Annotated in this window: 13 protein-coding genes; 12 read left to right on the forward strand and 1 reads right to left on the reverse strand. The window is 31.9% G+C overall.

Translation table 11 applies throughout. From position 1 onward, the window contains the following. The first annotated feature begins 244 nt into the window (after nt 1–244). The 11 genes from ACVBFA_RS05785 (at nt 245) to rny (ending at nt 13,240) form a co-directional block, all read left to right on the forward strand. Nucleotides 245–2,638 (forward strand): DNA translocase FtsK, encoded by a 2,394-nt coding sequence (locus ACVBFA_RS05785; protein WP_002446306.1) that lies wholly within the window; start codon nt 245–247, stop codon nt 2,636–2,638. Nucleotides 2,639–2,640: 2 nt separating this feature from the next. Next, entirely contained in the window at nt 2,641–3,354 is a 714-nt protein-coding gene (locus ACVBFA_RS05790) for a GntR family transcriptional regulator (protein WP_070593191.1), read from the forward strand. 29 nt (nt 3,355–3,383) lie between these two features. Next, nucleotides 3,384–4,655: an EF-P 5-aminopentanol modification-associated protein YfmF gene (gene yfmF / locus ACVBFA_RS05795; protein WP_447158795.1), complete on the forward strand. Its 1,272-nt coding sequence runs from the start codon at nt 3,384–3,386 to the stop codon at nt 4,653–4,655. Continuing rightward, entirely contained in the window at nt 4,655–5,944 is a 1,290-nt protein-coding gene (yfmH, locus tag ACVBFA_RS05800; RefSeq protein WP_002446309.1) for an EF-P 5-aminopentanol modification-associated protein YfmH, read from the forward strand. Before yfmF ends, yfmH begins: the two co-directional genes overlap by 1 nt. Continuing rightward, nucleotides 5,941–6,645: an elongation factor P 5-aminopentanone reductase gene (gene ymfI, locus ACVBFA_RS05805; protein ID WP_002446310.1), complete on the forward strand. Its 705-nt coding sequence runs from the start codon at nt 5,941–5,943 to the stop codon at nt 6,643–6,645. Before yfmH ends, ymfI begins: the two co-directional genes overlap by 4 nt. A 153-nt stretch (nt 6,646–6,798) precedes the next feature. Next, nucleotides 6,799–7,626 carry a YmfK family protein gene (locus ACVBFA_RS05810; protein WP_002457352.1) on the forward strand — a complete coding sequence of 276 codons (828 nt, stop codon included), beginning with the start codon at nt 6,799–6,801 and terminating at the stop codon, nt 7,624–7,626. 18 nt (nt 7,627–7,644) lie between these two features. Continuing rightward, nucleotides 7,645–8,037 carry a helix-turn-helix domain-containing protein gene (locus ACVBFA_RS05815; RefSeq protein ID WP_126122448.1) on the forward strand — a complete coding sequence of 131 codons (393 nt, stop codon included), beginning with the start codon at nt 7,645–7,647 and terminating at the stop codon, nt 8,035–8,037. 28 nt (nt 8,038–8,065) lie between these two features. After that, nucleotides 8,066–8,647, forward strand: a complete 582-nt coding sequence (gene pgsA, locus ACVBFA_RS05820) for a CDP-diacylglycerol--glycerol-3-phosphate 3-phosphatidyltransferase (RefSeq protein ID WP_002446313.1) — start codon at nt 8,066–8,068, stop codon at nt 8,645–8,647. Nucleotides 8,648–9,095: 448 nt separating this feature from the next. Further along, nucleotides 9,096–10,241: a CinA family nicotinamide mononucleotide deamidase-related protein gene (locus ACVBFA_RS05825; protein ID WP_002487387.1), complete on the forward strand. Its 1,146-nt coding sequence runs from the start codon at nt 9,096–9,098 to the stop codon at nt 10,239–10,241. 170 nt (nt 10,242–10,411) lie between these two features. Then, nucleotides 10,412–11,455, forward strand: coding sequence for a recombinase RecA (gene recA / locus ACVBFA_RS05830; RefSeq protein ID WP_002487418.1), 1,044 nt, complete (start codon nt 10,412–10,414; stop codon nt 11,453–11,455). Nucleotides 11,456–11,680: 225 nt separating this feature from the next. Next, entirely contained in the window at nt 11,681–13,240 is a 1,560-nt protein-coding gene (rny, locus tag ACVBFA_RS05835; RefSeq protein ID WP_001829512.1) for a ribonuclease Y, read from the forward strand. 88 nt (nt 13,241–13,328) lie between these two features. Here the strand turns inward: rny and ACVBFA_RS05840 are convergent, their stop codons facing one another. Continuing rightward, entirely contained in the window at nt 13,329–13,544 is a 216-nt protein-coding gene (locus tag ACVBFA_RS05840; RefSeq protein ID WP_002446315.1) for a hypothetical protein, read from the reverse strand. Nucleotides 13,545–13,706: 162 nt separating this feature from the next. On the opposite strand from ACVBFA_RS05840, the gene ACVBFA_RS05845 reads away from it, so the two are divergent. Further along, the gene (locus ACVBFA_RS05845; RefSeq protein ID WP_002446316.1) at nt 13,707–14,501 is read left to right on the forward strand and encodes a TIGR00282 family metallophosphoesterase; all 795 of its coding nucleotides are present in this window, start codon (nt 13,707–13,709) and stop codon (nt 14,499–14,501) included. The last annotated feature ends 99 nt before the right edge of the window (nt 14,502–14,600 follow it).

The following is a 14,600-nucleotide window of genomic DNA, read 5'->3' on the forward strand; positions in this document are numbered from 1 at the left end:
GAGGTTGGGACAATTTAGCAAAGCAAAATCATGTTTAATGACTTTGTTCAACAATTAGTTTTTCTTTTAAATATTTATCAGTTTCTAATATCTTAGAGTTTGGTAAATATGAGAGTGAATCTAAATAATCTAAGTTGTTCTTGCCTCTTTCATCTTATTAAAAATACATATAAATTATATATTCAAATGGGATGAATACTCTAAATATAGTAATGATGAGAGATTAAAAAAGAAGGTGTAGGTATTGCCACAAGCAAAAAAAAGAACATCGACGAAGAGAAAGGGTAATAAAAAAACGAATAAAAAAAAGCAAAATGAAACGCCTTTAAGATATATATTCTCAATAATTGTAGTAATTCTTATTATACTAGGCGCTTTTCAATTAGGAATCATTGGTAGAATGATTGATAGCTTTTTTAATTATCTTTTTGGAATGAGTCGATACTTAACTTATATTTTAGTACTTATTGCAACAATCTTTATAACATACTCTAAGCAAATACCTAGAACTCGACGTAGTATCGGTGCAATAGTTTTACAATTAGCTTTGTTATTTATAACGCAATTGTATTTTCATTTTTCACATAATATTACTTCACAAAGAGAGCCTGTACTGTCCTTTGTTTATAAAGCTTATGAACAAACACATTTTCCAAATTTTGGGGGCGGCTTAATAGGTTTTTATTTACTTAAACTATTTATACCTCTCATATCTATTGTAGGTGTAATAATAATAACTATCCTGTTACTAGCTTCGAGTTTCATTTTATTACTTAATTTAAGACATAGAGATGTTACAAAAAGTTTATTCGACAACCTCAAGTCATCAAGTAATCATGCATCTGAGTCAATAAAACAAAAAAGAGAACAAAATAAGATTAAAAAAGAAGAAAAAGCTCAATTAAAAGAGGAAAAAATTGAACGGAAAAAACAAAAAAAATCACGTCAAAATAATAATGTCATTAAAGATGTTAGTGATTTTCCAGAGATTTCCCAGTCAAACGATATTCCAATATATGGTCATAATGAGCAAGAAGATAAAAGACAAAATACTACTAACCAACGTCAAAAACGTGTTTTGGATAATGAACAATTTCAACAATCATTACCAAGTACCAAAAATCAATCAATAAATAATAATCAGCCATCTACAACTGCTGAAAACAATCAACAACAAAGTAAGGCTGAAGGCTCAATATCTGAAGCTGGTGAAGAAGCCAATATTGAGTATACGGTGCCACCTTTATCTTTATTAAAACAGCCTACCAAACAAAAAACTACTTCAAAAGCTGAAGTCCAACGTAAAGGTCAGGTTTTAGAATCCACACTAAAAAACTTTGGTGTTAATGCTAAAGTAACACAAATTAAAATCGGTCCTGCAGTGACACAATATGAAATTCAACCAGCACAAGGTGTTAAAGTAAGTAAAATAGTCAATCTCCATAATGACATTGCATTAGCTTTGGCTGCGAAAGATGTACGAATAGAAGCACCTATTCCAGGTCGCTCTGCGGTAGGAATTGAGGTTCCTAATGATAAAATCTCACTTGTCACTCTAAAAGAAGTTTTAGAAGATAAGTTCCCATCTAAGTATAAATTAGAAGTCGGCATTGGTAGAGATATTTCTGGTGATCCAATATCAATTCAATTAAATGAAATGCCTCACTTACTCGTTGCTGGTTCAACAGGAAGCGGTAAATCAGTTTGTATTAACGGTATTATAACGAGTATATTGCTCAATACAAAACCGCACGAAGTTAAACTTATGTTAATCGATCCTAAAATGGTAGAGTTAAATGTTTACAATGGTATTCCTCATTTACTTATACCGGTTGTAACAAATCCACATAAAGCGTCTCAAGCTTTAGAAAAAATTGTTTCAGAAATGGAACGTCGTTATGATTTGTTTCAACATTCATCGACACGAAATATTGAAGGATATAACCAATATATACGCAAACAGAATGAGGAACTTGATGAAAAACAATCTGAGTTACCATATATCGTCGTAATAGTGGATGAATTGGCTGATTTAATGATGGTTGCAGGTAAAGAAGTAGAAAATGCTATCCAACGTATTACTCAAATGGCTAGAGCTGCGGGTATACACTTAATTGTAGCTACTCAAAGACCTTCAGTTGATGTTATTACTGGTATTATTAAAAATAACATTCCATCAAGAATTGCGTTCGCTGTAAGTTCTCAAACTGACTCTAGAACAATAATTGGTGCTGGTGGAGCTGAAAAGCTACTTGGTAAAGGTGATATGCTATATGTTGGTAACGGAGAATCTACTACTACCCGAATTCAAGGTGCTTTTTTAAGCGATCAAGAAGTGCAAGATGTTGTTAATTATGTTGTAGAGCAACAGAAAGCAAATTATGTTAAAGAAATGGAACCGGATGCACCTGTAGATAAATCAGAAATGAAGAGTGAGGACGCTTTATATGATGAAGCTTATTTATTTGTAATAGAAAAGCAAAAAGCTAGTACTTCTTTATTACAACGACAATTTAGAATCGGTTATAATCGAGCTTCAAGGCTCATGGATGATTTGGAACGTAACCAAGTTATTGGTCCACAAAAAGGAAGTAAACCTAGACAAATTTTAGTTGATTTAGAAAATGACGAGGTGTAAAAATGTCGGAAATGAGTGCAATCTATAGAGTAAAACAATACATTTTAAATTTAATCAAAGATGGTGAACTTACTAATGGAAGTAAATTACCTAGTAATTTGTCAATTGCGAGAGCATTAAATGTTAAAACAGATGATGTTTACGATGGTATAGATGAGTTGATTACTGAACAAGTAGTAACGGATAATTTTGAAGAGGGGACTAGCGTAAAAATCAAGCCCCCTTTCTATTACCCGTTAAATAAAATTATTAGTATAGGGACTATGATTAAAGAAGCAGGTTATGAAGCAGGAACAGAATATCTGAATCTTGACGAGCAACCTGCAACTATTTTAGATGCTGAACATTTAGGTATAGAAACAAAAGAACCTATAACAATTATTGAGAGACTAAGGACTGCTAATCATAAGCCGGTCGTATATTGTTTAGACAAAATAGCAAAAACTTATCTAACTTGCACAGATTATCAACAGAGTAGTGGTTCAATGTTAGAAGCTATTAAAGCATCTACAAATCATGCAATCATGCATGCAGAAATGGATTTAGAAGCAATTAGTTACGAACCTCATATCTCAGAAGTGCTTAATGCTTCACCTCACGAAGGGCTTATGTTACTTAAAGTAGTACATTATGACGAAAAGCATCAACCAATTTTGTATTCTTTAAATTATATTAAGAGTAGTTTAGTTAAATTCACTATTACTAAAAGTGAATAAATTGTCATATTAGACCAGGAGGTTAGATTTTGGAGAGATTCAATCAAGATAACACAAAAGTTCGAGTCAATGTTTTGCCTACCGATAAATTTAAAACAACGACAATTACCTTTAAATTTATGGCACCATTAAACTATAAAACAATTACTTCACGTTCAATTTTAAGTAAAGTATTAGTTCGTGCAACACAACAATGGCCCACCGATAAAACTTTAAATAAACAGTTATCAGAATTGTATGGCGCCTATGTTAATAGTTTTGTTTCAAAGTTTAAAGATAGGCATGTTATTACAATCTCATTAGAAGTAGTTAATGAAAAATTCTTAAAAGATAAAACCCCTTTATTTGAAAAGGGATTAGATACGTTAAAAGAAATAATTTGGAATCCATTAATCAAAGATAGATGCTTTGATCATACATATGTAGCTCAAGAAAAGTCTTTACTTAGCAAAAAACTTGAAGCAATGGAAGATAATAAAGCACAGTATTCATTTCTTCAGTTAATGAATTATATGTTTAAACAGGAGCCTTATCGATTTATAGCTACAGGTCAATTAGAACAAATTCCACAAGTGACTTCTGAAAGTCTATACGATACATATCTATCCATGATACAAAATGATGATTGTGCCATTTATGTTGTAGGAAATATTAACAAAGAGGAAGTAACACAACTTATTCTAGATAAGTTTGCAATTAAGCCTTTCTATTTAGAAAATAGAGAAACTACTGAAATCGCACCTTCTTTTGATCAACCGCAATATATAATTGAAAAAGACGATGTTGACCAAGCTAAATTGAATTTGGGATATCGCTTTCCATCTTATTATGGGAAAAGTAATTACTATGCATTTATAGTATTAAATATGATGTTTGGAGGAGATCCTTCCTCAGTACTATTTAACGAAGTCAGAGAAAAGCAAAGTTTGGCATACTCTATACATTCACAAATTGATGGTAAAAACGGATTTTTATTTGTTTTAAGTGGAGTTTCTGCTGAGAAATATGAGCAAGCAAAAGAAACTGTTATCAAAGAGTTTGATAAGATAAAAAATGGAGATTTCGATTCTAATAAAATTGAATTAGCTAAAAAAATCATTATTTCTCATAGACACGAAGCATCAGATAGACCTAAAAGTATAATTGAAATACTGCATAATCAATTATTATTAAACCAACAGCAAACTGATCAAGATTTTATAAAGGAAGTGAATCGAGTGACGAAGACAGATGTTATTAAATTGGCAAATGAAGCTGTTCTAGATACAATTTATGTACTAACGAAAGGAGACCAACACTGATGAAAACACATCAATATGAACTTATAGATGAGAAAGTTTTCGAACATGAGTTTGATAATGGGTTGAAATTATTTGTCATACCAAAGCCTGGTTTTCAAAAAACGTATGTGACCTACACAACACAGTTTGGTTCATTGGACAATCATTTTAAGCCCATAGGTAGTCAGCAATTTGTAGAAGTTCCTGACGGTGTGGCACACTTTTTAGAACATAAATTGTTTGAAAAAGAAGATGAAGATTTATTTACTGCATTTGCCGAAGAGAATGCGCAAGCTAATGCTTTTACAAGCTTTGATCGTACGAGTTATTTATTTAGCGCAACAAGTAATATTGAAAGTAACATTAAACGTCTCCTCAATATGGTAGAAACACCTTATTTTACTGAAGAAACAGTTAATAAAGAAAAAGGGATTATAGCTGAGGAAATTAAAATGTACCAGGAACAACCAGGATATAAATTAATGTTTAATACTTTAAGGGCTATGTATTCCAAACACCCGATACGGGTGGATATTGCTGGTAGTGTTGAAAGCATTTATGAAATAACTAAAGATGATTTATATTTATGTTATGAAACATTTTATCATCCCTCTAATATGGTGTTGTTTGTGGTAGGCGATGTTAGTCCTCAATCGATAATTAAACTTGTAGAAAAGCATGAAAATCAAAGAGATAAAACTTATCAACCACGTATTGAACGTGCGCAAATTGATGAGCCTAGAGAGGTAAATCAACGGTTTGTTTCCGAGAAAATGAAATTACAGTCACCGCGATTGATGTTAGGTTTTAAAAATGAACCATTAGATGAAAGTGCAACGAAATTTGTTCAAAGAGATTTGGAAATGACATTTTTCTACGAATTGGTTTTTGGAGAGGAAACGGAGTTTTATCAACAACTTTTAAATAAAGATTTAATAGATGAAACATTCGGTTATCAATTTGTATTGGAACCAAGTTACAGTTTTTCAATTATTACTAGTGCAACACAACAGCCTGATCTATTTAAACAACTAATAATGGATGAATTAAGAAAATATAAAGGAAACCTTAAAGATCAAGAAGCATTTGATTTATTGAAAAAGCAATTTATTGGAGAATTCATATCAAGTTTAAATTCTCCAGAATATATAGCTAATCAATATGCAAAACTCTATTTCGAAGGAGTGAGTGTATTTGATATGCTAGATATCGTAGAAAATATTACGTTAGAGAGTGTAAATGAAACTTCTGAATTATTCTTGAACTTTGACCAACTTGTTGATAGTCGTTTGGAGATGGAAAATAGATGAAAGCGCTAGTCATAGGTGGTTCTGGAACAATAGGTCGTGCCATTGTAAAACGACTGCTATTTGAAGGTTATGAAGTCTTCTTACATTATCATTCAGCTCAATATTCTGATTTAAGTAATCAATTTAAAAATAGCAAAATTACATTTATTCAATGTGATTTAACCAAAGATATAAAGCTCGAAGATTACTTTGGACACATTGACGAGCTAGATTGTCTGATTTATACCAGTGGGACAGCATTATATGGCATGTTACAAGATATGAGTGATTGTGACATCGATAATAGTTATGCATTAAATGTAAGACAATTTATACGTTTGACTCGCTACTTTATTGATATTTTAAGGCAGAGTAACAATGGACGTATCATTGTTATTTCATCAATTTGGGGAGAAACTGGAGCTAGTTTAGAGACAATCTATTCAGCAATGAAAAGTGCTCAAATTGGTTTTGTTAAAGCATTAAGTCAAGAATTAGCTTTAACTTCAGTAACTGTAAATGCTATTACACCAGGCATGGTAAAAGGAAAAATGAGCGATGTATGGTCTAAAGATGAGTTATCGAATATAGTAGCAGAGTTACCTCAGCAAAGAATGATTGATCCCTCTGAAGTGGCACATGCTTGTGCATACTTGTGTAGTACTATGTCAAAAAGTATAACGGGAACGGTCCACAAAGTGAATGGCGGATGGTATATTTAAATGCTTTGTCAGTAAAAGATAAGTTTTCTTGTTTCAATTGTTATAGGAGCAACATATAAGTAATAATAAAAGAAGTATCTTTTTATTATTGATGTTATAATATGATAAACAAAGTTTTCGTGGGCTTCGTTGTTAACAAGGGGTGGTCAAGAGATGACTTTTGCAAAAAGGAAAGAGTGGTACTTAGAATATGAGATAACTGTAAATCGTGCTGGCTTACTCGGTGATATTTCAAGTTTGCTTGGAATGCTCGGTATTAGTATTGTTACAATTAATGGTGTTGATCAGGGAAAAAGGGGATTGTTAATCAAAACAGATCAACTAGAAAAGGTCGAAAGGTTCGAACAAATTGTAAAAGAAATTAATGAAATAGAAATTACAAAGTTAAGAGTTCCTGAATTACGAGATAGACTCGCTGTACGACACGGTAGATATATTGAACAGGATGCTGATGATAAAAAGACTTTTAAATTTGAACGAGAAGATTTAGGATTACTAGTTGATTTTTTAGCTGAGTTATTTAAAGAAGAGGGACATAAATTAATCGGAATACGTGGAATGCCTAGAGTTGGTAAAACGGAATCTATTGTAGCTGGAAGTGTTTGTGCACATAAAAGATGGTTATTCATTAGCTCAACTTTAATTAAACAAACAGTAAGGCGTTCACTATTTAAAGGTGAATATGATTCTAATCACGTATATATCATTGATGGTGCGGTAACAGCACGTGAATTGAACCCTGAACACCAAGAATTGGTGAGAGAGGTTATGACGTTACCCTCAATAAAAGTTGTTGAACATCCAGATTTATTTGTAGAGTCGTGCAATTATAATATGGAAGATTTTGACTATATTATTGAATTGAGAGAAAATGAAAATCAAGAGATTCGATATGAAGAAATGAAGAAACATACGGTTCAAAGTAAGAATAATTTAGATTTTGGAGATCCATTTGGTGGAGGGTTTGGTTTCTTTGAATAATTTCTAGGAGGACTTTGAGTGAAAACGATTGGTGAAGTGTTGAAAAGTAGACGTGAAAGATTGGGTATGACACTAAGTGAATTAGAACAAAGAACTCAGTTAAAGCGTCAAACGTTAATACATATAGAAAATAATGATTTTAATGAACTAGCCAAGAGTGATTATACTGAAGGTTTTATTAGAAAATACGCTAAAGTTGTAAATATCGAACCAAATCAACTTATTGAAGCACATCAAGATGAGATTCCTGAAACACAATATCAAATTGATGATGTGATACAAACATTTTCTAATGGGTATGCCCCCCCTTACCGACGTCAATCTAAAGAAGTGTTTCAATTGTTGATGTGGATGGGTTTCATTATTTTAATATCTTTAATCGTTTGGATACTCGCAATATTAATTATATAAATATATGTTTTAGAAATGAGGATTTAATATGAATATACCGAATCAAATAACGGTATTTAGAGTTATTTTAATACCATTTTTTATTTTATTTGCTTTAGTTGATTTTGGTTTTGGGCAAATTTCAATTTTAGGTGGAAATCATATCAGAATTGAAATATTAATTAGTGCTATCATATTTGTGGTAGCATCATTAAGTGATTTTGCTGATGGTTATCTTGCCCGTAAATGGCAATTAGTTACTAATATGGGGAAATTCTTAGATCCACTTGCAGACAAATTATTGGTCGCGAGTGCATTAATTGTTATGGTGCAACTTGGTTTTACTAATTCTGTCGTTGCTATCATTATTATTGCTCGAGAATTTGCCGTTACAGGGTTACGATTACTACAAATTGAACAAGGGTTTGTAAGTGCTGCAGGGCAACTTGGAAAAATAAAAACTGCAGTGACAATGGTTGCAATTATATGGATTTTATTCGGCGACCCTTTCATGCACTATGTACATTTCCCAATTGGAGTGTGGTTATTATACATTGGAGTATTCTTTACTATTCTTTCAGGTATTGAATATTTTTATAAAGGAAGAGATGTATTTAAACATTCTAAATAAATGTGTAATTTAAAAATTGAGCTTGTAAATTTATTTCATCTATAAAGTACCATATCAATTTGTTATATAATCATACTCTCTAAATTATATACATTTTGATTTAGTTATCTTTGTCAAAGGTTTGTTTCCTATTCTAGATGGGTTGCAAACCTTTTATTTTTTTAATTGATCTATTGTGACAAAGAAGATAAAACAATTACTAGAATTGATTTAATATTTCACTTTTCAGATGTAATATTGATATACATCTGGTAAATCTTTTTATAAAAATGCAATTTCAGCATGTTATAAGAAAATGTGATGTTATGTTTAAGTTATATTAGATGACAGTTCTGTGATACATAATTAAACTGTTTCTATAAAGATTCTTATTTTAGATTTATATTACAAAAAAATATATAATGGAATTATTGAAAAGACAATATAAATATCAGGGAGTATATCATTGATGAATATTTCAATAGTAGCTGTTGGCTCTGAATTATTACTAGGTCAAATAGCTAATACAAATGGACAATATCTTTCAAAACTTTTTAATAGTATTGGTAAAAGTGTAGTAGAACACACAGTTATTGGTGATAACCCTCAAAGGTTAGAATATGTAATAAAGCAATGTCTATCTAGATTTGATACTATTGTTTTAACAGGTGGATTAGGGCCAACAAAAGATGATTTAACTAAACATACTGTAGCTAAAGTATTAGGAAAAAATCTAGTGACGGATGAAGCATCGTTAAACTTTATCAAAAACTATTTTAAAGAACAAGGTCAAGATATGACCTCTAATAATAAGCAACAAGCATTAGTGATTGAAGATGCCATAGTTTTACCAAATAAAAATGGTATGGCTCCTGGTATGCTTGTAGAATTAGGTAAACAAAAAATAATTCTACTACCAGGTCCACCGAAAGAAATGCAACCTATGGCGAAAAATGAATTATTACCTTATCTTATGGATAAAGATGAAGTTATTTTTTCTGAATTACTTAGATTTGCTGGTATAGGAGAGTCGAAATTAGAAACACTATTAATTGACCTTATAGATGAGCAAACTAATCCGACAATCGCACCTCTTGCAGGTACGCATGAAGTATATGTTAGATTAACAGCCAATGCCGAAAGTAAGGAACGATGTCAACTGCTTATTAAGCCTATTCGAGATGAAATTTTAAATAGGATTGGTACTTATTATTTTGGTTCAGACGAAGTTAGCATTGAAGAATCGGTTATAAATAGTGCAAAACAGAATTTTGCTATTTATGACGGTGTAACTAATGGAGCTTTGTTTACTCGATTAAAAAATGCTGACAGTAAAAATCTAGTTAAAGGTATGCTACCACATTCTAACCAATTTATTGATATAACTTGTGAGTTTAATACCGTTTTATTCAATGCTGCTCAATATGTCAGAGATTTGTACCAAACAGATTTGGGTATTGTACTTTTAAATAAAGATAATATTGTATATTTAGGGATTTATGATGGAAATAATTTCGATATCGAAACATTTAAGATGTCTCAAAGTCGTAATTTATTGAGAAGCAGAAGTCAAAATTATGCGATGATTAGATTATTAAATTGGTTTAATAAATAATATATTTTAAATTTTTGTAAGAAATATAAGTACGTTTGTTCGTTTTTGTATAAGCTAGAACACAATAAACGCGAACAAATATTCGCAAAAGACTTGTGTTTTGCTTAAAATACTTGTATAGTAAGTATAAGATATTATACAGATAACTTTCTGTAGTAGGAGGTCTCGTTTTGGATAATGAACGTCAAAAAGCTTTAGATACAGTTATTAAAAATATGGAAAAATCTTTTGGTAAAGGTGCCGTTATGAAGTTAGGCGATAATAAAGGTCGCAGAGTATCAAGTACTTCAAGTGGTTCTGTCACAGTTGATAATGCATTAGGGGTTGGAGGTTATCCTAAAGGAAGAATTATCGAAATATATGGACCTGAAAGTTCGGGTAAGACGACAGTAGCTTTACATGCTATAGCTGAAGTACAAAAAAACGGTGGTGTAGCAGCATTTATCGATGCCGAACACGCTCTCGATCCAGTATATGCACAAGCATTAGGTGTAGATATTGATAATTTATACTTATCTCAACCAGATCATGGTGAACAAGGTCTTGAAATCGCCGAAGCTTTTGTTCGTAGTGGTGCTGTGGACATTGTTGTTGTCGATTCAGTAGCAGCCTTAACACCTAAAGCTGAAATTGAAGGTGAAATGGGAGATACTCATGTTGGTTTACAAGCAAGATTAATGTCTCAAGCATTAAGAAAGTTATCAGGGGCTATTTCTAAATCTAATACTACAGCTATATTTATTAACCAAATTCGTGAAAAGGTTGGCGTGATGTTCGGGAATCCTGAAACAACGCCCGGTGGTAGAGCCCTAAAATTCTATAGTTCTGTACGTTTAGAGGTAAGAAGAGCAGAGCAGTTAAAACAAGGTCAAGACATTGTAGGTAACAGAACCAAAATAAAAGTTGTGAAAAATAAAGTTGCACCTCCATTTAGAGTTGCAGAAGTAGATATTATGTATGGTCAAGGTATCTCTAAGGAAGGAGAGCTCATTGATTTAGGTGTAGAGAACGATATCGTTGATAAATCAGGTGCCTGGTATTCTTATAATGGAGATAGAATGGGGCAAGGTAAAGAAAACGTCAAAAATTATCTTAAGGAAAATCCACAAATCAAAGAAGAAATTGACCGTAAGTTACGTGAAAAGTTAGGTATTTTCGATGGTGATGTGGATGAAAATGAAGACGATTCACCAAAAACTTTATTTGATGAATAGTTTTTTAGTTGATTAAGTAAAAGGATGGCTCAATTAGCCATCTTTTTTTGTAGTTTTTGATTTGTTCTTTAAGAAAAGCAATTTAAAGTGAGTGTAGTGCAATTTCATATCTTGACACATATCTGTCGATAAACGTACAATTAGTATGTATGATTCTTATATAATTTCATATAATCATATTGATTTTGATATACAAAGCAAACCCTAGATAAAGGAGGTGTTTATGTGAATTTATTAAGCCTCCTACTCATTTTGCTGGGGATTATTCTAGGCGTTGTTGTAGGGTATATTGTTGCCCGAAATTTATTACACCAAAAACAAGTTCAAGCAAGACAAACTGCCGATGATATTGTTAGCTATGCTAATAAAGAAGCAGACAATATTAAAAAAGAAAAATTACTTGAGGCAAAAGAAGAGAACCAAATTTTAAAAGAACAAGCTGAGAATGAACTGCGTGAAAGACGTGGTGAACTTCAAAGACAAGAAACCCGACTTCTTCAAAAAGAAGAAAATTTGGATCGGAAATCTGATCTTTTAGATAAAAAAGATGAGATTTTGGAACAAAAAGAATCAAAACTTGAAGAAAGACAACAACAAGTAGATGCAAAAGAGAGTAGTGTTCAAACATTAATAATGAAGCATGAACAAGAATTAGAACGCATCTCCGGTCTCACTCAAGAAGAAGCTGTGAAAGAACAGCTTCAAAGAGTTGAAGAAGAACTGTCACAAGATATTGCAATACTTGTTAAAGAAAAAGAAAAAGAAGCGAAAGAAAAAGTTGATAAGACGGCTAAAGAATTACTTGCTACAACTGTACAAAGATTAGCAGCAGAACATACAACTGAATCAACTGTTTCAGTCGTAAATCTACCGAATGATGAAATGAAAGGTCGTATCATAGGTAGAGAAGGTAGAAATATACGTACGTTAGAAACACTTACTGGCATTGATTTAATTATTGATGACACACCAGAAGCAGTTATTTTATCAGGCTTTGACCCAATTAGACGTGAAATTGCTAGAACTGCACTAGTTAATTTAGTTTCTGATGGACGTATTCATCCTGGACGTATTGAAGATATGGTCGAAAAAGCTAGAAAGGAAGTAGACGATATCATAAGAGATGCTGGAGAACAAGCTACTTTTGAAATAAATGTACACAATATGCATCCTGATTTAGTGAAAATTTTGGGTCGATTAAATTATCGAACTAGTTATGGTCAGAACGTACTTAAACATTCAATTGAAGTTGCTCACCTCTCAGGTATGCTTGCAGCAGAACTAGGAGAAGATGTTACATTAGCTAAACGTGCAGGATTATTACATGATGTTGGTAAAGCTATTGATCATGAAGTTGAAGGTAGTCACGTAGAAATAGGTGTTGAATTAGCTAAGAAATATAATGAAAATAACATAATTATTAATGCTATTCACTCACATCATGGTGATGTTGAACCAACCTCTATCATTTCTATTTTAGTTGCAGCAGCAGATGCATTATCAGCTGCGCGACCAGGTGCACGTAAAGAGACACTTGAAAATTATATTAGAAGACTTGAGAGACTCGAAACGTTATCTGAAAGTTATGATGGGGTAGAAAAAGCATTTGCTATACAAGCTGGTAGAGAGATTCGTGTAGTCGTCTCACCTGAAGAAATTGATGATTTAAAATCATATAGATTGGCAAGAGATATTAAGAACCAAATTGAAGAAGAGTTACAATATCCTGGACATATCAAAGTGACAGTTGTTCGAGAGACTAGAGCAATAGAATATGCTAAATAATTCCATAAGCCACTGACCGTATCTACGGCCAGTGGCTTATTAAATATAATATAAAAAACCGAGCGTATAAACGCTCGGATATAATGATTTATTTTAATTGTAAATCAACTTCATTAATTTCTTTTAAAATTTCAGCTGTATCATAGCAATTTGTAGCGATGTTTGCATATTTTTCTGCTAAACGATAAGCATTAATGTATAAAATTAAACTTTCTTTAGCGATATCTTCAGCTTCATCAGATTTGGCTGGATTTGAAGTTACAACTAATTCAGCAAATTTTTCAGGATCAATATTAATAGACATGAATGAATAAACAACTCCTATATTTTTATTAGTTTTATATTAACACAATACATAAATACAAAAAAGTAAAGTCTTTTAATTTTCAGAATAATTAATTTGTTGATGAGACTTTTATTATAGTACAGTATCCATTAAACTTAATTTATGAGAGGATGAACAGAAATGAGAATATTGTTTATAGGTGACATCGTTGGTAAAGTAGGCAGGAAAATGATGACTACTTATTTACCTAAAATTAAACAAGCTTATCACCCAACAGTTTCTATAGTAAACGCTGAAAATGCCGCACACGGTAAAGGATTAACAGAAAAAATTTACAAACAACTTCTAAGAGAAGGCGTGGATTTCATGACTATGGGTAATCATACATATGGTCAAAGAGAAATTTACGATTTTATTGATGATGCTCATCGAATGGTTAGACCTGCAAATTTTCCTGATGAAGCTCCAGGAACAGGTATGAGAATAATAAAAATTAACGATATTAAATTGGCTATTATTAATTTACAAGGGCGTTCATTTATGCAAGATATTGATGATCCATTTAAAAAGGCTGACCAGTTAATCGAGGAAGCTCAAAAATCTACACCATACATATTTGTAGATTTTCACGCTGAAACTACATCTGAAAAAAATGCTATGGGTTGGTATTTAGATGGCAGAGTGAGCGCTGTTGTTGGTACTCATACACATATTCAAACTTCTGACGATCGTATATTACCTCATGGCACAGGATATATCACAGATGTCGGAATGACAGGTTATTACGATGGTATTTTAGGTATCAATAGAGATGAAGTTATTCAACGTTTTATTACCAGTTTGCCACAAAGGCATGTTGTTCCAGATGATGGGCGAGGCGTATTATCAGGAGTTATCATAGATTTAGATAAAGAAGGTAAAACGATTCAAATAAAGAGACTGTTAATAAATGAGGACCATCCTTTCCAAATTTAAAAGGATATAGTCCATTAGTATGAATTTAAACTTGTACCACTGTTGAAATAGTAAAACAGTGGTTTATTTTGTTATCATAGAGAGTGAATTAATACCACA

Source organism: Staphylococcus sp. MSU001, assembly GCF_052976705.1.

What these genes read in the sequence shown, in the direction of transcription:
- ymfI (WP_002446310.1), top strand. Translation starts at nt 5,941, where the DNA reads ATGAAAGCGCTAGTCATAGGTGGTTCTGGAACAATAGGTCGTGCCATT.
- ACVBFA_RS05810 (WP_002457352.1), top strand. Translation starts at nt 6,799, where the DNA reads ATGACTTTTGCAAAAAGGAAAGAGTGGTACTTAGAATATGAGATAACT.
- ACVBFA_RS05845 (WP_002446316.1), top strand. Translation starts at nt 13,707, where the DNA reads ATGAGAATATTGTTTATAGGTGACATCGTTGGTAAAGTAGGCAGGAAA.
- ACVBFA_RS05790 (WP_070593191.1), top strand. Translation starts at nt 2,641, where the DNA reads ATGTCGGAAATGAGTGCAATCTATAGAGTAAAACAATACATTTTAAAT.
- yfmH (WP_002446309.1), top strand. Translation starts at nt 4,655, where the DNA reads ATGAAAACACATCAATATGAACTTATAGATGAGAAAGTTTTCGAACAT.
- pgsA (WP_002446313.1), top strand. Translation starts at nt 8,066, where the DNA reads ATGAATATACCGAATCAAATAACGGTATTTAGAGTTATTTTAATACCA.
- ACVBFA_RS05840 (WP_002446315.1), bottom strand. Translation starts at nt 13,544, where the DNA reads ATGTCTATTAATATTGATCCTGAAAAATTTGCTGAATTAGTTGTAACT.
- ACVBFA_RS05825 (WP_002487387.1), top strand. Translation starts at nt 9,096, where the DNA reads ATGAATATTTCAATAGTAGCTGTTGGCTCTGAATTATTACTAGGTCAA.